Below are 19,779 nucleotides of genomic sequence, written 5' to 3'. Positions count from 1 at the left end.
GTACGGCTCGGCGCGGTGAGCGGGATCTTCGTGGGCGAGCGCCCGCGGTCCGTGCTGCAGCAGCTGCAGGCCAACGAGTACGAGCGCTACCGCACGCAGATCCTCACGACGCAGCGCGTGAGCGTCGTGACGGGGACCGCGTCGATGTTCCGCCTCCCCGCGCTCGACGAGGTGGCCGCCGAGCGCGGCCGGCGGCTGCCCGGCAGCCCCGGGGACGTGTACGACCGCACCGCCATCACCGAGGACTCCGAGCTCACGCTCGCGCTCAAGACGCTGGGCTGGCGGCTCGAGGCGCCGCAGGAGTGCGTGTGCCTCACCGAGCTCATGCCGACGTGGGGCGACCTGCATCGCCAGCGCGTGCGCTGGTACAAGGGGATGCTCGACAACCTGCGGGAGTACGGGTTCACGCGGACCACCGCGCGGTACGTCGGGCAGCAGCTGATGATCGGCGTCGGCATGGCGACGCTCGCGCTGCTCACGGTGCTGACCGTGGCCTCGGTCGTCGCCGGGGTGTTCGCCGTCAGCCCCTTCTGGCTGGCGATCGGCGGGGTCTTCGTCGTCAACCGGCTCGTGACCGTGTGGCCCGTGGGCCGCGACGGTCGCCTGCTCGCCGCGGCGGTGATCCCCGAGATCGTCTACGACGCCGCCCTGCAGGCGGCGTTCCTGCGTGCGGTCGTGTGCGCGGCCGCACGGCGCGACGTGACGTGGAACCACGTCACCGCCAACCCGACCGGCGCGCCGTGACGTGCGCCGGAACCCGTGGACGCCCGAGCTGTCGGGCGAGGAAGGAGCAACACCATGTACGAGCTCGACGCGACCTCGATGGGCGCGCTGGCGCTGACCGGCGCGAGCGTGGCGCAGGGGTGGGTCGCCGGGTGGACCCTCTTCGTGGCGGGCCTCGCGGCGCTCGCGGTCGCTCGCGTCGCCAAGCGGCGCCTCGCCCTGGGGCCGTCCTCGCGATGAGTCGCGGGTCGACCGCCCGGCCGCCGCGCCGGAACCCGGGCTGAGCCGACGGGCGTGTCCCGGACGGGCACCGGCCCGTCGGGGCGCGCTCGTCGTGCATCGCGACGACTCGAGGTCCGTCCCCCGGTCTCGACCCCGGGTGCGACGGCGGCTCACCTAGGATCACCGCATGTCCCGCATCCTGTCGGCCGTCGCGTGGCCCTACGCGAACGGTCCCCGCCACATCGGTCACGTCGCCGGCTTCGGCGTCCCCTCGGACGTCTTCTCGCGCTACATGCGCATGGCGGGTCACGACGTGCTGATGGTCTCGGGCACCGACGAGCACGGGACGCCGATCCTGGTCGAGGCCGAGAAGCAGGGCACGACGCCCCAGGCGCTCGCGGACACGTACAACCGCGTGATCGTCGAGGACCTCGCGGCGCTCGGCCTGACGTACGACCTGTTCACGCGGACGACGACGCGCAACCACTACGCGGTCGTCCAGGAGATGTTCCGCACGGTGCACAAGAACGGCTACATGGTCGAGAAGACGACCATGGGCGCGATCAGCCCGAGCACGGGCCGCACGCTGCCGGACCGCTACATCGAGGGCACGTGCCCGATCTGCGGCTACGACGGCGCACGCGGCGACCAGTGCGACAACTGCGGCAACCAGCTCGACCCGATCGACCTGATCAACCCGCGCAGCCGCGTGAACGGCGAGGCCCCGAAGTTCGTCGAGTCGACGCACTTCTTCCTCGACCTGCCGGCGTTCGCGAACGCGCTCGAGACCTGGCTGCGCGGCCGCAAGGACTGGCGCCCGAACGTCCTGAACTTCAGCCTCAACCTCATCGACGACATGCGCCCGCGCGCCATGACGCGCGACATCGACTGGGGGATCCCCGTGCCGCTGGCCGGTTGGGAGGAGAACCCGAACAAGCGCCTGTACGTGTGGTTCGACGCGGTGATCGGGTACCTGTCGGCGTCGGTCGAGTGGGCGCGCCGGTCGGGCGACGACGACGCGTGGCGCCAGTGGTGGAACGACCCGGCCGCGCTCTCGTACTACTTCATGGGCAAGGACAACATCACCTTCCACTCCCAGATCTGGCCCGCGGAGCTGCTGGCCTACGACGGGAAGGGCGCCCGGGGCGGCACGCCCGGCGTGTTCGGGGACCTGCAGCTGCCGACCGAGGTCGTCAGCAGCGAGTTCCTCACCATGGAGGGCAAGAAGTTCGCGTCGTCGCGCGGCATCGTCATCTACGTGCGCGACATGCTCGCGCGCTACCAGCCGGACGCGCTGCGCTACTTCATCTCGGTCGCCGGTCCGGAGAACCAGGACGCGGACTTCACGTGGGCGGACTTCCTGCGGCGCACCAACGACGAGCTCGTGGCCGGCTGGGGCAACCTCGTGAACCGCACCGCGAGCATGATCCACAAGAACTTCGGCGAGATCCCGGCCGCGGGCGAGCTGCACGAGGTCGACGCGGCGATGCTGCGCCAGTCGTCGGAGTCCTTCGCGAAGGTGGGCGAGCTGATCGGCACGCACCGCCACCGCGCGGGGATCGACGCGGCGATGCGCCTGGTCCAGGACGCCAACCGGTACGTCTCGGAGACCGAGCCGTGGAAGCTCACGGGCGACCGCGAGCGGCTGGGCACGGTGCTGAACACCGCGGCGCAGGTCGTGAGCGACGCCAACACGCTGCTCGCGCCGTTCCTGCCGCACTCGGCGCAGAAGGTGCACGAGACGCTGGGTGGCACGGGCGTGTTCGCGCCGCAGCCGCGCATCGACGAGGTCACGGACCTCGACGACGACTCGCGCCACTACCCGGTCATCACGGGCGACTACCGCGACGTGCCGGCCTGGGCGTCGGCGCGGCTGGTGCCCGGGACGCCCGTGGCCAAGCCCACGCCGGTGTTCACCAAGCTCGACGACTCGATCGTCGAGGAGGAGCTCGAGCGCTACCAGGCCCGCTGATGGCGCGCGCACGTGAGCGCGGGTGGCCCGCGCCCCCGGAACCGTTGCCGCTGCCGGTCGTCGACAACCACACGCACCTCGAGACGGTCGTCGGCTGGCGCGCGCCCGGCTGGGACGGCACGGACGAGTCCGCGCCGCCCAGCCTGGCCGCGCAGCTCGAGCGCGCCGCGCGCGTGGGCGTGCCGCGGCTCGTGCAGGTGGGCTGCGACGTGGCGGCCGTGCGCTGGACGGACGAGGTCGTGCGCGAGCACGCCGCGCTGCTCGGGGCGGTCGCGATCCACCCCAACGAGGCCGTGCTGCACGCGGGCGTGCACGAGGTCGCGCCGGACGGCCTCGACCCGGACCCTGCGCCGCACCACGACCTGGCGCTCGACGAGGCGCTCGACCTCGTGGCGCGCACGGCCCGCGGCAACCCCCGGATCCGCGCGATCGGCGAGACGGGGCTCGACTTCTTCCGGGCGGGTCCGCGCGGGCGCGAGGTCCAGCTCGAGGCGTTCCGCGCGCACGTCGCGCTCGCCAAGGAGCTCGGGCTCGCGCTGCAGATCCACGACCGGGACGCGCACGACGAGGTCGTCGAGGTGCTGCTGCGTGACGGCGCCCCCGAGCGCACGGTGTTCCACTGCTTCTCGGGCGGTCCGGGGCTCGCCGCGGTCGCGGCCGAGCACGGCTGGTTCTGCTCGTTCGCGGGGCCCGTCTCGTTCCCGTCGAACGAGCACCTGCGGGACGCGGCGCGCGCGCTGCCCGCCGAGCTCCTGCTGGTCGAGACGGACGCCCCGTACCTCACGGTGCATCCGCACCGCGGCCGGCCGAACGCGCCGTACCTGCTGCCCGGGACGGTCCGGGCGCTGGCCGACGCGCGCGGTGCGGACCTGGCGGAGCTGTGCGCGACCCTGTCACGGACGTCGGAGGCGGTGTACGGCGCGTGGTGACCGCCCCGTGTCCGCAGCGCGGGACGCCGCCGCTCGCACGGCAGGACACCCCTCAGCGCGACACGCCGAGCGACACGCCGGACAGCATCGCGCGACCGGGTGACCAGCCCGTGGAACTGTCCAGCGACCGGCTACCGCGGCCGATCACGAATCAGTTACGGTCGGTCCAGCGTCCGGCCGGGGCAGGGCTGACGAGCAGGACAGATCCGATCTCAGACCCGACGGCGGAAGGACTCGCAGCGTGAGCTCCGCGCACCAGAGCCCCAGGCGCCGTGCTGCCGCGGGGTCGGCGAGCGGTTCACGCCGAGCGGGTGCGCGGCTCGCGCAGGGACTCGTCGTCGCGCTCGTCGTCGGGGCCACCAGCGCGTTCGCGGTGCTGCACAAGGAGGTGACCGTCGACGTCGACGGTCAGCTCGTGCAGGTCGAGGGCTTCGGTCGCACGGTCGGCCAGGTGCTCGCCGCGGGCGGCATCGCGGTCGGGGAGCGCGACCTCGTCGCACCCGGCACCGGCGAGGCCGTGGCCAAGGGCGAGCAGATCGTCGTGCGGCACGCGCGGCAGCTCCAGGTCGAGGTCGACGGCGCCCCGGAGACGGTGTGGACCACGGCGCTGACCGTCGGCGAGGCCGTCGAGGCGCTCGGGCTGCGCGACGGTGAGGTCCGACTGTCGGCGTCGCGCTCGTCGTCCCTCGGGCGCGGAACGCTGCACGTCTCGACGCAGAAGACCATCCACCTCGTCGTCGACGGCCAGGTGATCGACGGCGTCTCCACGGCGAGCACCGTGCGCGACGCGCTGCGGGACATCGGGCTCGTGATGAACGAGGGCGACCAGCTCTCGGTGCCGCTCGACGCCGCGGCGGTCGACGGGCTCGCGGTGCTGGTCACGCGCGGGCAGACCGGTGGCGAGGTCGTCACCGAGGCGCTGCCGTTCGAGACGCAGGAGATCGAGGACGACGACCTCATCAAGGGCACGCGGATCGTCACGCAGGCCGGGCGTGCGGGCGTGCGCACCACGACGTACGACCTCGACGTGGTCGGTGGCGTCGTGGTCGGCCGCACGGTGGTCACGTCGATCATCACGACGACGCCCGTGACGCAGATCGTCAAGGTCGGGACGTCGCAGCTCCCGACGAACGCGAAGGTCTCCCCGGGCAGCGCGCAGGCGCTGGGCAAGGAGATGGCCGCGGCTCGGGGCTGGGGCGACGACCAGTTCGCCTGCCTGCTCACGCTCTGGAACCACGAGAGCGGGTGGCGGGTCGACGCCCACAACAAGGGCTCGGGTGCGTACGGCATCCCGCAGGCGCTGCCGGGCTCGAAGATGGCCTCGATCGCGAGCGACTGGCGGACGAATCCTGCGACGCAGATCACATGGGGCCTGAACTACATCAAGAGCCGTTACAAGACCCCGTGCGGGGCGTGGGCGCACTTTACCCAGAAGCACTGGTACTGACGATTTCTTGACCATCACTCGACCTGCGCGCGGGCCCGGGGCGACTTCCGCATGGTCTGACCGCGCCGCAGCCCGGGGCAACAACGGTTGGCGGCCGGATCACGATCAGGTTACGGTCGCCTGTCGTTACTCCGTTCGTGTCCCGTGCGTCCTGCGGACCGGAGACACGGCGAGGTCGGCCCGGCACGTGCGGGCCAGGCCACTGTCAGCCGGATCGGGGATCCGGAACCGACGGTGACGGCTCCCTCCAGCCGTCACGGCACGCACCGGCTCCTGCCGGCGAGGCACGTCGGGCGTCCGTGCTGGACGCGCTCCGCCCCCCGTGCCCGGGAATCACGACGGCTGGAGCCCCGTGACCTTCTCGACCCGCATCGTCCGCCCCTTCGCGCGCCAGCGCGCCACCTCGTCGGACGCCACGGACAGCACCGTGGACCCCACGACGACCCCCAGCACCGAGAACCAGGGCGGCCGCCCGGGCCGACGCCTGGCCCTGCCCGCCGCGATCGCGGCCGGTGCACTCGTCCTGGCCGGCGGCACCGCCGCCTTCGCCCACGCGCACAAGACCGTGACGATCGACGTCGACGGTCAGGCCCGCGAGGTCTCCACGTTCTCCGGCTCCGTCGAGGGGCTGCTCGACGACGAGGGCGTCGTGGTCGCCGAGCGCGACGCGGTCAGCCCGACCGGCGGCCTGTCCGACGGCGACGTGGTCACCGTGCGCCACGCGCGCGAGGTGACCGTCGCCCAGGACGGCAAGGAGCGCACGGTGTGGACCACCGCGCTCACGGCCGACGAGGCGCTCGACCTGCTCGCCGTGCGCGACCCCGCGGTCCAGATCGTGGCCTCGCGGTCCGGTGGCGGCCGTCCCGAGCTCGCGCTCGACCTGTCCCTGCGCGGCCCGGCGACGATCGTCGTCGACGGCGGCGAGGTCGCGGTCGACGACGCGCGCACCACGGTCGCGGACGCGCTCGAGTCGGCCGGCATCGAGCTCGGCGCCTACGACACGGTCGCGCTCGACAACGACGACTCCGGCGACGTGCGCGTCGTCGTGCAGCGCGTCACGATCCAGACCGTGACGCGGACCGAGGAGGTCGCGTTCTCGTCGAGCACGAAGGACGACGCGTCGCGCTACCAGGGCACCAAGGTCGTCGCGACCAAGGGTGTCGCGGGTGCGCGGACGATCGTCGAGCGCGTGACGACGGTCGACGGCAAGGAGACCGAGCGCGTGCTCGTCGCCGACACCCAGACGCGCAACCCGGTCGACGAGGTCGTCGCGGTCGGCACCAAGAAGCGCCCCGTGACCACGGGCGGCGGCGGCTCCGGCAAGGCTGGCCCGATCGGTGACACGCGCGACGCGGACTCGCTGAACTGGGCGGCGCTCGCCAAGTGCGAGTCCGGCGGCAACCCGTCGATCGTCTCGGCGAACGGCCTCTACCACGGCCTCTACCAGTTCTCGGTGGGCACGTGGCGCTCGGTCGGCGGCGCGGGCCTGCCCTCGCAGGCGTCGCCCGCGGAGCAGACGTCGCGCGCCAAGATGCTCTACCTGCGCTCCGGCGCCGGGCAGTGGCCGCACTGCGGCCCGCGCCTGTTCAGCTGAGCGCACACCCGCACGACGAGGGCGCCCGTCCTGGTCCGTCCCGCACCCGCGAGGGGTGTGGTGGCGTGACCGGGGCGGGCGCCCTCGTAGGCTTGCGGGCATGACCTCGCCCGTGACGCTGCTCGGGCCCGCCCAGATCCGCGAGCTCGCGGAGCGTGCGGGCGTGCGGCCGACGAAGACGCTCGGGCAGAACTTCGTGCTCGACGGCGGGACGGTCCGCAAGATCGTGCGTCAGGCCGACGTCGAGCCGCGGATGCGCGTGGTCGAGATCGGACCGGGCCTGGGGTCGCTCACGCTCGGGCTGCTCGAGGCGGACGCGGACGTCGTGGCGGTCGAGATCGACCCCGTGCTCGCGCGCCTGCTCCCCGAGACGGTCGCCACGCACGTGCCGGGGCTGCACCGCGTCGATGACGAGGACGGTCACGCGGTGCTGCGGGACGACGAGGGCCGCGCGCGGCTCACGGTCGTGCTGCGCGACGCGCTCGAGGTCACCCAGCTCCCCGGGCCGCCGCCGCGCGCGCTCGTCGCGAACCTGCCCTACAACGTCTCGGTGCCCGTGCTGCTGACGTTCCTCGAGCGGTTCGACTCGCTCGAGCACGGGCTCGTCATGGTGCAGGCCGAGGTCGCCGACCGGCTCGCTGCGCCGCCGGGGAGCCGGACGTACGGCGTGCCCTCGGCGAAGGCCGCCTGGTACGCCCACGTCCGCCGCACGTCCACGATCGGGCGCTCGGTGTTCTGGCCGGTCCCGAACGTCGACTCGGCGCTCGTCCGGCTGGACCGCCGCGAGCCGCCGCGCACGTCCGCGACGCGTGAGCAGGTGTTCCAGGTCGTCGACACCGCGTTCGCGCAGCGTCGCAAGATGCTGCGCGCGGCGCTCGCGCCGCTGTTCGGCTCGGGCGAGGCCACGGTGACCGCCCTGGCCGAGGCCGGGGTCGACGCGCAGGCGCGCGGTGAGACGGTCGACATCGGGGGGTTCGCCCGGATCGCGGAGCGCCTTCCGGAGGTCAGCCTGCGGCCTGACCCGCGCGGTCGGTCGCGGGCTGGCACAGTGGAGCCGTGACGCTGAGCCCGGTGGACGTCGCCACCACGCGCGAGGTGCGTGTGCGCGCCCCCGGCAAGGTCAACCTCTCGCTCCACGTGGGGCCGGTCGACCGCGACGGCTACCACGCGCTGACGACCGTCTTCCAAGCCGTCTCGGTGTTCGAGGAGGTCACGGCGCGCACGTCCGACGAGCGCGTGGTGACGGTCTCGGGTCCGCAGCACGAGCTCGTGCCGACCGACGCGTCGAACCTCGCGCTGCGTGCCGCGGAGCTGCTGGCCGAGGCCGCGGGGATCGACGAGGGCGTCCACCTGCACATCGACAAGGGCGTGCCCGTGGCGGGCGGTATGGCCGGCGGTTCGGCGGACGCCGCCGCGGCGCTCCTCGCGTGCGACGCGCTGTGGCAGACCGGGCTGTCGCGCGCGGACCTTCTCGCGCTGGCCGCGCGGCTCGGCTCGGACGTGCCGTTCGTCCTGCAGGGTCACACCGCGGTCGGTCAGGGCCGCGGCGACCTGCTCACGCCGGTGCTCGGGCGCGGCGAGTTCCACTGGGCGTTCGCGGTGCAGGACCGCGGCCTGTCGGCGGGCGTGGTGTACGGCGCGCTCGACGCGCTGCGCGCGGACGCACAGGACGTGGCGCTCCCGCCGGACCTGGACGACGACGTGCCGCTGCTGCAGGCGCTGCGCGCGGGGGACGCCCGCGCGCTGGGCGCGGCGCTCCACAACGACCTGCAGCCGGCGGCGCTGGAGCTCGACCCGCGCCTGGCCGAGCCGCTCGCGGTCGCGCAGGACGCGGGCGCGCTGGGCGTGATCGTCTCGGGCTCGGGCCCCACGGTCGCCGCGCTGGCGCGCAGCCGTCAGCACGCGCTCGTGCTCGCGGCGGCGTTCACCGCCTCGGGTGCGGCGGACCGGGTGCTCACGGCGTCCGGCCCGGTGCCCGGTGCCCGCGTCGTCTCGACCGACTGACCGCCTCCTGATCGCACGCACCTCTTGACGGTGGCCTCGTCGGGTCTGATACTTAAGGAGATGCTTAACCATTCCGATCTCGACACGGCGTTCCGCGCCCTGTCGGACGCGAGCCGCCGGGCGATCGTCGAACGACTCGTCCGCGGTCCCGCTACGGTCGGCACGCTCGCCGAACCCCTGGCGATGTCGCTCCCGGCGGTCCTGCAGCACCTCGCGGTGCTCGAGGCCGCGGGCATCGTGACCTCGCACAAGGTCGGCCGCGTCCGCACCTGCACGCTCGTCCCCGACGCGCTCGTCGGACCGACGGCCTGGCTCCAGCACCAGCGCACGCCGGCCGAGCGCCGCCTCGACCGCCTCGGCGAGCACCTCGTCGACGCATCCCAGGAGCAGCCATGACCAGCACGACGACCGACCTCGCCCACGCGACGTTCACCCTCGAGCGCACCTACCCGGTGCCCGTGGAGCGCGTGTGGGCCGCGCACGCCGACGCCGACGAGCGCGCGCAGTGGTTCGGCAACGACCCTGGCTTCGAGACCAGCGAGGCCAGCCACGACTTCCGGGTCGGCGGGACGACCGTCGAGGACGGTGTGTGGCACGACGGCCCGCGCAGCCGCTTCGTCGCCCGGTACAGCGACCTCGTCGAGAACCGGCGGATCGTGCACACCTACGACATGTGGATCGGCGAGGAGTACTTCTCGACGTCGCTGGTCACCACGCTCTTCGAGGCCGTCGACGGCGGGACGCGGCTCACCTACATCGAGCAGGGCGTGTACACCGGCGGCGAGCAGGACGCCGTCAACCGCGAGACCGGGTGCGCGAGCATCCTCGACGCCCTGGGCGCGTACCTGTCCCGCTGAGCGCGGACGTGCCGCGCCGGGCCGGTAGCCTCGTACCCTCATGGCTCACCTGCTCGGCGCGGATCGCGTCACCCTCGCGCTCGGCACCCGTGTCCTCCTCGACGAGGTCAGCCTCGGGCTGGACGACGGGCAGCGCATCGGCGTCGTCGGCCCGAACGGCGCCGGCAAGTCCACGCTGCTGCGCGTCCTGGCGGGCGTCCAGGAGCCCGACGACGGCCGTGTCACGCGTGCCGGTGGCGTCCGGCTGGCGATGCTCGACCAGCGCGACGACCTGGCACCCGGCACCGTGATCGACGCGATCCACGGCTCGGCGGACGCGCACGAGTGGGCCTCGGACCCGCGCATTCGCGCCGTGCACGCGGGCCTGCTGCCGGACGTCGACCCGCAGGCCGACGTCGCCACGCTGTCCGGCGGTCAGCGCCGCCGCGTCGCCCTGGCCGCGCTGCTCGTCCGCGACGACGAGGTGCTCGTGCTCGACGAGCCCACCAACCACCTCGACGTCGAGGGTGTGGCCTGGCTCGCCGATCACCTGGTCCAGCGGTTCGCGCGCAGCTCGGGAGCGCTCGTCGTCGTGACCCACGACCGCTGGTTCCTCGACGCGGTCTGCACGCGCACGTGGGAGGTGCACGACGGCGGGGTCGACCAGTACGACGGCGGCTACGCGGCCTACGTGCTCGCGCGCGCCGAGCGGTCGCGGACCGCGGCGGTCACCGAGGAGAAGCGGCAGAACCTGCTGCGCAAGGAGCTTGCGTGGCTGCGCCGCGGCGCTCCCGCACGCACGTCCAAGCCCAAGTTCCGCATCGACGCCGCCAACGCGCTCATCGCCGACGAGCCGCCGCCGCGCGACCCGCTCGAGCTGTCGCGCATGGCGACCGCGCGGCTCGGCAAGGACGTGCTCGACGTCGAGGACGTCACGCTCGCGTTCGGCGGCCGCACGCTGCTGGACGGCGTCACGTGGCGGATCGGGCCGGGCGACCGGTACGGGCTCGTCGGCGTCAACGGCGCGGGCAAGACGAGCCTGCTGCGCCTGCTGTCCGGCCGCCTCAAGCCCGACACGGGCCGCGTCAAGCGCGGCAAGACGGTCCAGGTCGCCGAGCTGCAGCAGGACGTCGAGGACCTCGACGAGGTCGCCGACCTGCGGGTCATCGAGGTCATCGAGGCCGAGAAGCGCTCGGTCGTCGTCGGCGGCAAGGAGCTCACCGCGGCGCAGCTCGTCGAACGGCTCGGCTTCACGCGCGACCGTGCGCGCACGCCCGTGCGGGACCTGTCCGGCGGCGAGCGCCGCCGGCTGTCGCTGCTGCGCCTGCTCGTCGGCGAGCCGAACGTGCTGCTGCTCGACGAGCCGACCAATGACCTCGACACCGACACGCTCGCGGCTCTTGAGGACCTGCTCGACGGCTGGCCGGGCACGCTGATCGTCGTCTCGCACGACCGCTACCTGCTCGAGCGCGTGTGCGACCGGCAGCTCGCGCTGCTCGGCGACGGGAACCTGCGCGACCTGCCGGGCGGCGTCGAGGAGTACCTCGCGCTGCGTCGTGCGGCGCTGACAGCGGGCTCGTCGTCAGGACCGTCGTCAGGGCCCTCGTCGGGATCGTCGGCGCAGCCCTCGTCGTCCGACGAGACCGCGTCCACCGGCGCCGGCGCGGCACCGACCCCGGCGCGCTCGGCCGCGGACGTGCGCACCGCGCGCAAGGAGGTCGCCCGCATCGAGCGCCGCCTGGCCAAGATCGCCGAGCTCGAGTCCGCGCTGCACACCCAGCTCGCGGCCCAGGCCACCGACTACGAGGCGATCCAGCGTCTCGACACCGAGCTGCGCGCCCTGGCCGCCGAGCGCGACGAGCTCGAAGAGGCCTGGCTGGAGGCCGCCGAGCTCACCACCTGACCCCACCGCCCGCGACCCAGCGCTTGCTCGCGCGACACGCCGGTGTTGGCCGGAGCAGGCGCTGGGTCGCGCGGGGGGTCAGGGGGTGTGGGGGGAGTCGAACGGGAGGAGGGCCTCGCGCAGGAGCGCCGCGAGCTGCGTGCGGTCCGGCTCGGCCAGGTCGCCCAGGAGCGTGCGCTCGGTGTCGAGCAGGTCCGCGAACGCGGCGTCCACGCGCGCCAGGCCGCTCGGGGTGAGCTGCACGAGCACGCCGCGCCGGTCGTCGGGCGACGGCTGACGCTCGACCAGACCCTTGTCCGCGAGCCGGTCGATGCGGTTCGTCATGGTCCCGGACGTCACGAGCGTGAGCGTCAGCAGCGCGCCGGGGGACAGGCGGTACGGCGCACCCGCGCGCCGCAGCGCGGAGAGCACGTCGAACTCCCAGGTCTCCAGGTCGTGGCGCTCGAACGCGCCGCGCCGGGCGAGGTCCAGGTGCCGTGCGAGGCGGCTCACGCGCGAGAGCACCTCGAGCGGGCGGACGTCCAGGTCGGGCCGCTCGCGCTGCCAGGCAGCGACGATCCGGTCCACCTCGTCGTGGGGCGTGCCGTCGTCGGGTGCCATGCCGACGAGATTACTCGACATCGACAAACTCCCGCCCGGACCTGTCGAACTGGCGGCGGGTGGAGTTCCAGGGCCGGCTGGGGGTCAGGGTGCGTCGACGGCCGTCGCGCGCCCCGCGGCGTCGGGCGTCGCGTGCGCCGACTCGACCACGGTGACCTTCGTGAGGGAGGGCCGGCGCTCGAGCGCGGACAACCCGTTCCACGCGAGGTTCACGAGGTGAGCGGCGACGTCCGTCTTGCCTGGCCGGCGCGCGTCGAGCCACCACTGCCCCGTCAGGGCCACCATCCCGACGAGCATCTGCGCATAGATGGGCGCGGCCTTCGGGTCCTGACCCTGCTTCTTGAACTCGTCGGCGAGCAGGTGCTCGACCTGCGTGGCGACGTCGCCGATCAGGCTCGAGAACGTGCCGGTCGCCTGCGCCACGGGGGAGTCCCGCACGAGGATCCGGAACCCGTCCTCGTTGGACTCGATGTACGACAGCAGCGCCAGCGCGGTCCGCTCGACCAGCACCTTCGGGTGCCCGCCGCCCTCGAGCGCACCCGTGAGCGCGCCGGTCAGGCCCTGGATCTCGCGGTCGACGACGACCGCGTAGACCCCTTCCTTGCCGCCGAAGTGCTCGTACACCACCGGCTTGGACACCTCGGCGCGCGCCGCGATCTCCTCGACGCTCGTGCCGTCGAACCCCTTCTCGGCGAACAGCTTGCGCGAGACGTCGAGCAGCTGGGCACGCCGCTGGACCCCGGTCATCCGGGACCGAGGTGCTCGCTTCTCCGCCACGGCCCCCATCATGCCGTGCCCACGCCCCTCACCAGCCCCGCTTCTCACCAGCACCCTGCTCGCCCAGCCCCCGCCCCCCGCGTGAGCTCGGCGGCCCCGCGCGAGGTCGGCACTCTCCCGTGAGGTCGGCACTCTCGCGTGAGGTCGGCACTCCCGACTGCCGATCTCACGCCGAACTGCCGATCTCGACGCCGTGCTCGTCCGAGGCCGTGCTCCTCCGGCGCCGTGCTCGTCGGGTGCCGGGCGGCGGTGCGGGTTGTGGGGGGCGGGCTGGCAGACTGGGGCGCCGTCGGCGCCGCGCGCGACCGACGATCCGCCCTGGTGTAACGGCAGCACGCAGGCCTTTGGAGCCTTGCGGTCCAGGTTCGAATCCTGGGGGCGGAGCCATCCATCCAGTCCGGCGGCGGTGACCTCGACACGAACGAGTGATCGTGGCGTGCGCGGGTACCTCGCGGGCTGTCGTCGGCTCATGGGACGGCATGACGACTGACGAAGCCACGTTGACCGCCGATCCGACGGTGCCGCTCGGCGCCTCCGAGCCCGCCCCTGCGGACGACCGCTCCGAGAGGACGGACCGCACGAGGCGAGCGTGGGGAAAGGCCGTCGGCGCGGCGGGCGGGGCAGCGGTCGTCGTCGGGCTGGGCACGGCACTCGTCGCGCGGGTGCTGATGCGGCTCGTCGCGGACGTCGTCGGCGCCGAGACGGGGTTCTCGGTGGTCGAGACGCTCGGGATCGCGATCGTGTTCTCGGTGCTGATGGTGCCCGCCGCGGCCGGCGGGGCGATCGAGGCCCGCACGCGGCGCGCGGTCGTCGGGCTCGTCGGGGTGCTGACGACGAGCGTCGTGCTCGGCTGGGGGACCGCCACCACCGCGCTCGTGGACCTGGCGGACCACCCGCTGCGCGAGGGGCGCGAGCTCGACCTGGTCGCGCTGCTGCTCGTCGGCTTCGGCGCGACGGTGGTCGTCGGTGCGGTGACTGCCCGCCGCCTCGCCCGGCGGTGGACGCTCGGGCGAGGCGGGGACGAGGTCAGCGGACGGTCGCTCGCGCGGCGGTGACGGTCGCGCCACCCTTGGCGGTCACGGTCGTCGTCGCGTCGCGGTAGCCGCCCACGTAGTCGGGGTCGGTGATCTTCAGGGTCTGCCGGCCCGGCTTGACGCCCGTGAGGGTGTAGCGGCCGGTCGCGTCGGTCGTGGCCTTGTGGCCCTCCTGCGACCAGACCGTGACCCCGATCGCGGGCTTGCCCTTGGTGTTCACGACGAGCCCGGTGACGGTCGCGCCCTTGCCGAGCCGCACGTCCCGCACGGAGTCCTTGCCGGCGCGCACGCTGAGGGCGACCTGCCCCCATGCGAGCGGGCTGGACGCCTTCGGCGTGACCTTCACCTGGTAGCTGCCGGAGACCACGCTGCGGATCGTGTACCTGCCGGTGGACCCGGTGCGCACCGTCGCGTACGCCGTGCCGTACTGGTCGTAGACGTGCACGGACGCCCCCGCGACGGGCTTGCCCGCCCAGTCGGTGACCTTGCCGGACACGGTCCGCAGCTCGCCGCGCGTGAGGGTCCCGAACGTCGCCGTCTTGTGCGCGCGGACGACGACCTGACGGCGCAGGTTCGAGCCGTCGACGTGCACGTAGTACGTCCCGGCGGGAAGCGCCGCAAAGCCGACCCAGCCGTCGGCGTCGGGCCGGAACGTGCCGAGGAACTCGCCCGACGAGGTCGACAGCGAGACGTCCTGCTTGGTGGGGCTCGAGCCCGTGGTCTTGACCTGGCCGTAGATGATCGCGTCGTCCATCAGCGTGATCTGCTTGGCCGCGACTGTCTCGCCCTGACGCGCCCACACGGTCGCCTTGCCCTCGGCGGGCAGCGACGACGTCCCGCCCTGCGCCACGATCGAGACCTGCCCGGTCGCGAGCCCGCGCAGCGTGTACCGCCCGTCCCGGTCGGTCGTCGCGTTGACCCTGCCCGTGCGGTCGACGTTCGCGGCGTAGACGGCGATGCCCTTGGCGGGCCGGCCGTCGCGACCCACGACGCGACCGGTGACCGTCGCGCGCTGCACGAGCGCGATGTCGGCGACGCTGTCGCGTCCCGGCCGCACCACGATCTTCTCTGCGTCGGGCCTGCGTACCGTGCTGCCCGAGTACGTGGTGAAGTAGCCGACGTCGCCCGGCACGTGCAGGACGTAGCTGCCAGGTGCCTCATAGCTCGAGAACCGCCCGTTGGGGCCCGAGGTGGTGCTGAAGTTGGGGGAGCCGTGGATCCAGACGGACTTGCCCTTCCCGCCTGCGGTGACCCTGCCCTTGATCTGCGGCTGACGAACGAGGCGATACACGCGTCCGGTGACGTCCTGGCCGACCCGGAGCGTGACCGTCCCGACGCGCGTCGGCATGTAGTTGTGCGACCCGCCGCCCGCGACCGTCCACAGGTCGTAGGTGCCCGCGAGGGCGAACGTCGTTCCGCGCCCGTCCGCGTCGCCGATCAGGTTGAGGAAGGAGTAGCCCCCGACGCGGGGTCGGCCCTTGACCCAACCATCGTCGACCGCCTTGCCGGTCTCGTCGTCGACGAGCCGGGCGGACAGGGCGACGAGCTTCTCGTCGACGAAGGACACGGTCTCGTGCCCGTCGACGGTGACGGTCGCGGCCACGGGGATCGACTGTCGCCACTCCGTGTAGGTGACGACGTAGTCGCCGACGGCGACGCCCTTGAGAATCGCGCTCCCGTCGGACGCCGTCTCCTGCCGCGCGATCGGGTCGGCGTCCTCTGGCGCGCCGGCAGGACGGATCTCGATGGCCGCGTACGGGATCGGTGTGCCGCCGCGCGTCGTGACGGTCGCCGTGACGGTGTAGGTCTCGTCCGCGGCGGACGCAGCGGGTGCCAGGAGCACCCCGAGCGAGAGTACGAGTGCGCCGATCGACGCGGCGATGCGTGTCCTCATGTCGAGGCCCCCTGTCTGCCGCGCCCGGTGCGCGCCGTGAGCACCGTGGCAGAGCGGGGGCGGCCGGTCGATCCGGCGAACGGGTGGTGTGCCGCCGCAGGTCGGCGCGTCGGGGTCGTGTCGTCGTCGCCCCGGCACGCGGGTGGGTCCTTGGTCACACCGGACGGCCGGGACTCCCGGACCGTCCGGGAGCGGGGGAGCGCGGCGGTAGAGTGACGGACGCGCACGGTTCCGCCGCCCGGCTCGTCGGGCACACCCCGCGAGGAGCACCCACAGGTGACCACCCCCCGCCCAGCCGCCGTCATCGTCCTCGCCGCAGGCGAAGGAACACGGATGCGCTCGGCGACACCCAAGGTCCTGCACACCCTGGCCGGCCGGAGCATGCTCGGGCACGCGCTGGCGACCGCTCAGTCCCTCGACCCGGCCCGTGTGGTCGTCGTCGTGCGGCACGAGCGCGAGAAGGTCGCCGCGCACGTCGCGGACATCGCGCCCGAGGCGCTGATCGCCGACCAGGACGCCATCCCCGGCACGGGCCGCGCGGTCCAGGTCGCGATGTCGGCGCTCGACGCCGCCGCGCAGGCCGGCGCGGTGGCCGCGCTCGACGGCCCGGGCGTACCCGGGTCCGCGTCGGGCGTGCTGCTCGAGGGCGCGGTCGTCGTCGTCGCGGGTGACGTCCCCCTGCTCGACGCGGGCACGCTGGGCGAGCTGCTCGCGGCCCACCACGCCGACGGCAACGCCGTCACGGTGCTCACCACCGAGCTCGAGGACGCGACCGGCTACGGCCGGATCGTGCGCGAGCCCGGCACGGGAGACGTGCTGCGGATCGTCGAGCACAAGGACGCGTCCGACGACGAGCGTGCGATCGGCGAGATCAACTCCTCCATCTACGTGTTCGACGCCGCGGTGCTGCGCAGCGCGCTCGGGCGCCTGGGCCGCGACAACGCGCAGGGCGAGGTGTACCTGACCGACGTGCTGGCGATCGCGCGTGAGGACGGCGGCCACGTGCGTGCGCTGCGCACCGACGACCCGTACGCGGTCGAGGGCGTGAACGACCGCGTCCAGCTCGCGGCGCTCGCAGCCGAGCTCAACCGCCGCCTGCTCGAGGACTGGATGCGCGAGGGCGTCACGATCGTCGACCCGGCCACGACGTGGGTCGACGTCGACGTGGAGCTCGAGCGTGACGTGACGCTCCTGCCCGGCACGCAGCTGCACGGCGCGACGGTGGTCCGCGAGGGCGCGAAGATCGGCCCGGACACCACGCTCACCGACGTCGAGGTCGGCAAGGGCGCGACGGTGTCGCGCACGCACGGCAGCCTCGCGGTGATCGGCGAGAAGGCCAGCGTCGGACCGTTCGCGTACCTGCGCCCCGGCACGGTCCTGGGCCGCAAGGGCAAGATCGGCACGTTCGTCGAGACCAAGAACGCGCAGATCGGCGACGGCTCGAAGGTCCCGCACCTGTCGTACATCGGGGACGCGACGATCGGCGAGCACTCGAACGTCGGCGCCGCGTCGGTGACGGTCAACTACGACGGCGTGCACAAGCACCGCACGACGATCGGCTCGCACGCCCGCACGGGCGCGGACAACATGTTCGTCGCGCCGGTCACGATCGGCGACGGCGCGTACACCGGCGCCGGCTCGGTGATCCGCCGTGACGTCCCCGCCGGGGCGCTCGGCGTGAGCGCGGGTGCGCAGCGCAACATCGAGGGCTGGGTGCAGCGCTCACGCGCGGGCACCCCCGCGGCCGAGGCCGCCGCCAAGGCGACCGGCTCGACGGGTGACGACGACCTGTCGCCGCAGGCCCGTGCCGAGCGCGAGCGCGCCGCGACCGCGGCCCGCGGCATCCCGGTGACGCCGCCGCCGACCCTGCCCGACCAGCCCGCCCACCTGCCGGACCCGGCACGGACCACCGAGAACGGCACCGAGGGGACGCACACGCGATGACCGGGATCATCTCCCACGACGGCGAGAAGCGACTGGTCGTCGTCTCGGGCCGGGCGCACGCCGAGCTGTCCGAGTCGGTGGCCGAGGAGCTCGGCATCGAGCTCGTCCCGACCACCGCGTACGACTTCGCCAACGGCGAGATCTACACGCGGTTCGGGGAGTCGGTGCGCGGTGCGGACGCGTTCGTCCTGCAGTCGCACGCCTCGCCCGTGATCAACAAGTGGATCATGGAGCAGCTGCTCATGGTCGACGCGCTCAAGCGCGCCTCGGCCAAGACGATCACGGTCGTCGCGCCGTTCTACGGCTACGCGCGCCAGGACAAGAAGAGCCGCGGCCGTGAGCCCATCTCGGCGCGCCTGCTGGCCGACATGTTCAAGACCGCCGGTGCGGACCGCATCATGTCGGTCGACCTGCATACGTCGCAGATCCAGGGCTTCTTCGACGGCCCTGTGGACCACCTGTGGGCCATGCCGATCCTTGTGGACTACGTGCGCTCGCGCGTCGACCTGACGAACGTCACTGTGGTCTCACCCGACGCCGGTCGCATCCGCGTGGCCGAGCAGTGGGCCGCCAAGCTCGGCGGAGGCCCGCTCGCGTTCGTGCACAAGACGCGTGACGTCCGCACCGCCAACAAGTCGGTCGCCAACCGCGTGGTCGGTGACGTCGAGGGCCGCTCGTGCGTGCTCGTCGACGACCTGATCGACACGGGCGGCACGATCGCCGAGGCCGTGCGGGTGCTCAAGGAGGCCGGCGCGAAGGACGTGATCGTCGCCGCGACGCACGGCATCCTGTCGGAGCCGGCCGTGGGCCGCCTCAGCTCGTGCGGCGTGCGTGAGGTCGTCATCACGGACACGCTGCCGGTCGAGGACGAGAAGCGCTTCGAGCAGCTCACGGTCCTGTCGATCGCCCCGCTGATCGCCCGCGCGATCCGTGAGGTGTTCGACGACGGCTCGGTGACGAGCCTGTTCGACGGCAACGCCTGAGACGAACGTCGCCCGGTCGGTGACCGGGCCCCGGTTGGGGCCTGGTCCCTGCAGCCTGTAAGATCCTCGGGTTGCCTCGGCGAGGGACGTCGGACGGCCGGTTGGAGCACCACCCACCGCACCGTTCAGTCCGTGATCGACTGGGCGAGCGCCTCCGCGTGTGTGCGTGACGCCCGTCCTGCGCCCCGCGTCGAGGCTGCGCCTGAACTTCCGTCCCCTCGTGGGACCACCGGCCCAAGCGCCAGCCTTCGTCAGTTCCGCGCGCCACCGTGCGCCCTGCACCACTGGAGTCATCGTGTCCGAGGTCAAGCTCGCCGCCACCGCCCGCACCGAGTTCGGCAAGGGTGCCGCGCGCCGCCTGCGTCGCGCGGGTCAGATCCCCGCCGTCCTGTACGGGCACGGCACCGAGCCGGTGCACGTCGCCCTGCCGGGCCACCAGACGATGCTCGCGGTGAAGCAGGCCAACGCGCTGTTCGAGATCGAGATCGACGGCAAGCCGGTGCTCGCCCTCGCCAAGGACGTCCAGCGCGAGCCGGTCCGCAACGTCATCGAGCACGTCGACCTCCTCATCGTGAAGAAGGGCGAGAAGGTCCTCGTCGAGATCCCCGTCGTGGTCGTCGGCGAGTCCGCCCCCGGCACGATCCACGTCGTCGAGACGCAGACGCTGGCGCTCGAGGCCGAGGCCACGCACCTGCCCTCGTCGGTCGAGGTCGACATCACGGGCCTGGCCGACGGCACGATCGTCAAGGCCAGCGACATCCCGCTGCCCACGGGCTCGACGCTGTCGGACGACGCGGACCTCGCGATCGTCGCGATCTCGACGCCGCGCGCGTCGGCCGAGGACCTTGCCGAGGACGCTGCGGCCGCCGAGGCCGCAGGCGCCTGAGCCTCCGCTCGCACCTGATCGACGCCGACGC

The 19,779-nt window shown here is 73.2% G+C and carries 18 protein-coding genes, 1 tRNA gene and 1 pseudogene; 17 read left to right on the top strand and 3 right to left on the bottom strand.

Annotated elements, in window-relative coordinates; genetic code table 11:
* The 12 genes and pseudogenes from CWIS_RS05345 to CWIS_RS05300 form a co-directional block, all read left to right on the top strand.
* The coding region (locus CWIS_RS05345) for a glycosyltransferase (protein ID WP_048342235.1) at window positions 1-744 on the top strand (744 nt) is incomplete at its 5' end.
* Window positions 745-798: 54 nt separating this feature from the next.
* Window positions 799-963, top strand: a complete 165-nt coding sequence (locus CWIS_RS18280) for a hypothetical protein (RefSeq protein WP_156186558.1) — start codon at window positions 799-801, stop codon at window positions 961-963.
* A 169-nt stretch (window positions 964-1,132) separates the two neighbouring features.
* A complete protein-coding gene (gene metG, locus CWIS_RS05340; RefSeq protein ID WP_048342220.1) occupies window positions 1,133-2,917 on the top strand; it encodes a methionine--tRNA ligase in 1,785 nt (594 codons plus the stop codon).
* Window positions 2,917-3,846 (top strand): TatD family hydrolase, encoded by a 930-nt coding sequence (locus CWIS_RS05335; RefSeq protein WP_048342219.1) that lies wholly within the window; start codon window positions 2,917-2,919, stop codon window positions 3,844-3,846. Before metG ends, CWIS_RS05335 begins: the two co-directional genes overlap by 1 nt.
* A gap of 241 nt (window positions 3,847-4,087) precedes the next feature.
* Complete coding sequence (locus tag CWIS_RS05330; protein WP_048342218.1) at window positions 4,088-5,293, top strand: ubiquitin-like domain-containing protein; 1,206 nt, start codon at window positions 4,088-4,090, stop codon at window positions 5,291-5,293.
* 352 nt (window positions 5,294-5,645) lie between these two features.
* The gene (locus tag CWIS_RS19765) at window positions 5,646-6,887 is read left to right on the top strand and encodes a resuscitation-promoting factor (RefSeq protein ID WP_082156239.1); all 1,242 of its coding nucleotides are present in this window, start codon (window positions 5,646-5,648) and stop codon (window positions 6,885-6,887) included.
* 100 nt (window positions 6,888-6,987) lie between these two features.
* Window positions 6,988-7,947, top strand: a complete 960-nt coding sequence (rsmA, locus tag CWIS_RS05320) for a 16S rRNA (adenine(1518)-N(6)/adenine(1519)-N(6))-dimethyltransferase RsmA (protein ID WP_048342216.1) — start codon at window positions 6,988-6,990, stop codon at window positions 7,945-7,947.
* Window positions 7,944-8,891 carry a 4-(cytidine 5'-diphospho)-2-C-methyl-D-erythritol kinase gene (locus tag CWIS_RS05315; protein WP_048342215.1) on the top strand — a complete coding sequence of 316 codons (948 nt, stop codon included), beginning with the start codon at window positions 7,944-7,946 and terminating at the stop codon, window positions 8,889-8,891. Before rsmA ends, CWIS_RS05315 begins: the two co-directional genes overlap by 4 nt.
* A gap of 60 nt (window positions 8,892-8,951) precedes the next feature.
* Window positions 8,952-9,287, top strand: coding sequence for a helix-turn-helix transcriptional regulator (locus CWIS_RS05310; protein ID WP_048342214.1), 336 nt, complete (start codon window positions 8,952-8,954; stop codon window positions 9,285-9,287).
* Entirely contained in the window at window positions 9,284-9,748 is a 465-nt protein-coding gene (locus CWIS_RS05305; protein WP_048342213.1) for an SRPBCC domain-containing protein, read from the top strand. Before CWIS_RS05310 ends, CWIS_RS05305 begins: the two co-directional genes overlap by 4 nt.
* Window positions 9,749-9,788: 40 nt before the next feature.
* Window positions 9,789-10,254 (top strand): annotated as a pseudogene (locus CWIS_RS19825) (ATP-binding cassette domain-containing protein); the annotation flags it as partial.
* A gap of 2 nt (window positions 10,255-10,256) precedes the next feature.
* Window positions 10,257-11,630, top strand: coding sequence for an ABC-F family ATP-binding cassette domain-containing protein (locus CWIS_RS05300; RefSeq protein WP_369796489.1), 1,374 nt, complete (start codon window positions 10,257-10,259; stop codon window positions 11,628-11,630).
* Between the two features lie 78 nt (window positions 11,631-11,708).
* Here the strand turns inward: CWIS_RS05300 and CWIS_RS05295 are convergent, their stop codons facing one another.
* Entirely contained in the window at window positions 11,709-12,251 is a 543-nt protein-coding gene (locus CWIS_RS05295; RefSeq protein ID WP_304413436.1) for a MarR family winged helix-turn-helix transcriptional regulator, read from the bottom strand.
* Between the two features lie 63 nt (window positions 12,252-12,314).
* Window positions 12,315-12,977, bottom strand: a complete 663-nt coding sequence (locus CWIS_RS05290; protein ID WP_229747345.1) for a TetR/AcrR family transcriptional regulator — start codon at window positions 12,975-12,977, stop codon at window positions 12,315-12,317.
* Between the two features lie 342 nt (window positions 12,978-13,319).
* Here CWIS_RS05290 and CWIS_RS05285 point away from each other — a divergent pair.
* Window positions 13,320-13,394, top strand: a tRNA-Gln gene (locus CWIS_RS05285).
* A 92-nt stretch (window positions 13,395-13,486) separates the two neighbouring features.
* On the top strand, window positions 13,487-14,062 hold the full coding sequence (locus tag CWIS_RS05280) for a hypothetical protein (RefSeq protein ID WP_048342210.1): 576 nt from the start codon (window positions 13,487-13,489) through the stop codon (window positions 14,060-14,062).
* On the opposite strand, the gene CWIS_RS05275 is transcribed toward CWIS_RS05280, so the two are convergent.
* The gene (locus CWIS_RS05275) at window positions 14,034-15,935 is read right to left on the bottom strand and encodes a carboxypeptidase regulatory-like domain-containing protein (RefSeq protein WP_156186557.1); all 1,902 of its coding nucleotides are present in this window, start codon (window positions 15,933-15,935) and stop codon (window positions 14,034-14,036) included. The two genes, CWIS_RS05280 and CWIS_RS05275, sit on opposite strands and share 29 nt — an antisense overlap.
* Window positions 15,936-16,211: 276 nt before the next feature.
* Between CWIS_RS05275 and glmU the strand changes: the two genes are divergently transcribed.
* From glmU to CWIS_RS05260, 3 genes are all read left to right on the top strand, one after another.
* Window positions 16,212-17,879: a bifunctional UDP-N-acetylglucosamine diphosphorylase/glucosamine-1-phosphate N-acetyltransferase GlmU gene (gene glmU, locus CWIS_RS05270; RefSeq protein ID WP_048342208.1), complete on the top strand. Its 1,668-nt coding sequence runs from the start codon at window positions 16,212-16,214 to the stop codon at window positions 17,877-17,879.
* Window positions 17,876-18,862, top strand: coding sequence for a ribose-phosphate diphosphokinase (locus tag CWIS_RS05265; RefSeq protein ID WP_048342207.1), 987 nt, complete (start codon window positions 17,876-17,878; stop codon window positions 18,860-18,862). The genes glmU and CWIS_RS05265 overlap by 4 nt, the downstream gene beginning before the upstream one ends.
* Window positions 18,863-19,157: 295 nt before the next feature.
* Entirely contained in the window at window positions 19,158-19,748 is a 591-nt protein-coding gene (locus CWIS_RS05260) for a 50S ribosomal protein L25/general stress protein Ctc (protein WP_048342206.1), read from the top strand.
* Window positions 19,749-19,779: the final 31 nt, after the last annotated feature.

Origin of the sequence: Cellulomonas sp. A375-1 (assembly GCF_001040865.1) — a bacterium.
Lineage (GTDB): Bacteria > Actinomycetota > Actinomycetes > Actinomycetales > Cellulomonadaceae > Cellulomonas > Cellulomonas gelida.
Note: the sequence above shows the minus strand (reverse complement) of the source record. Positions and strands in the feature narration are given on the sequence as shown.

What these genes read in the sequence shown, in the direction of transcription:
- rsmA (WP_048342216.1), top strand. Translation starts at nt 6,988, where the DNA reads ATGACCTCGCCCGTGACGCTGCTCGGGCCCGCCCAGATCCGCGAGCTC.
- CWIS_RS05280 (WP_048342210.1), top strand. Translation starts at nt 13,487, where the DNA reads ATGACGACTGACGAAGCCACGTTGACCGCCGATCCGACGGTGCCGCTC.
- CWIS_RS05265 (WP_048342207.1), top strand. Translation starts at nt 17,876, where the DNA reads ATGACCGGGATCATCTCCCACGACGGCGAGAAGCGACTGGTCGTCGTC.
- CWIS_RS05290 (WP_229747345.1), bottom strand. Translation starts at nt 12,977, where the DNA reads ATGACCGGGGTCCAGCGGCGTGCCCAGCTGCTCGACGTCTCGCGCAAG.
- CWIS_RS05305 (WP_048342213.1), top strand. Translation starts at nt 9,284, where the DNA reads ATGACCAGCACGACGACCGACCTCGCCCACGCGACGTTCACCCTCGAG.
- CWIS_RS05335 (WP_048342219.1), top strand. Translation starts at nt 2,917, where the DNA reads ATGGCGCGCGCACGTGAGCGCGGGTGGCCCGCGCCCCCGGAACCGTTG.
- CWIS_RS05295 (WP_304413436.1), bottom strand. Translation starts at nt 12,251, where the DNA reads ATGTCGAGTAATCTCGTCGGCATGGCACCCGACGACGGCACGCCCCAC.
- CWIS_RS05310 (WP_048342214.1), top strand. Translation starts at nt 8,952, where the DNA reads ATGCTTAACCATTCCGATCTCGACACGGCGTTCCGCGCCCTGTCGGAC.
- CWIS_RS18280 (WP_156186558.1), top strand. Translation starts at nt 799, where the DNA reads ATGTACGAGCTCGACGCGACCTCGATGGGCGCGCTGGCGCTGACCGGC.
- CWIS_RS05275 (WP_156186557.1), bottom strand. Translation starts at nt 15,935, where the DNA reads ATGAGGACACGCATCGCCGCGTCGATCGGCGCACTCGTACTCTCGCTC.
- metG (WP_048342220.1), top strand. Translation starts at nt 1,133, where the DNA reads ATGTCCCGCATCCTGTCGGCCGTCGCGTGGCCCTACGCGAACGGTCCC.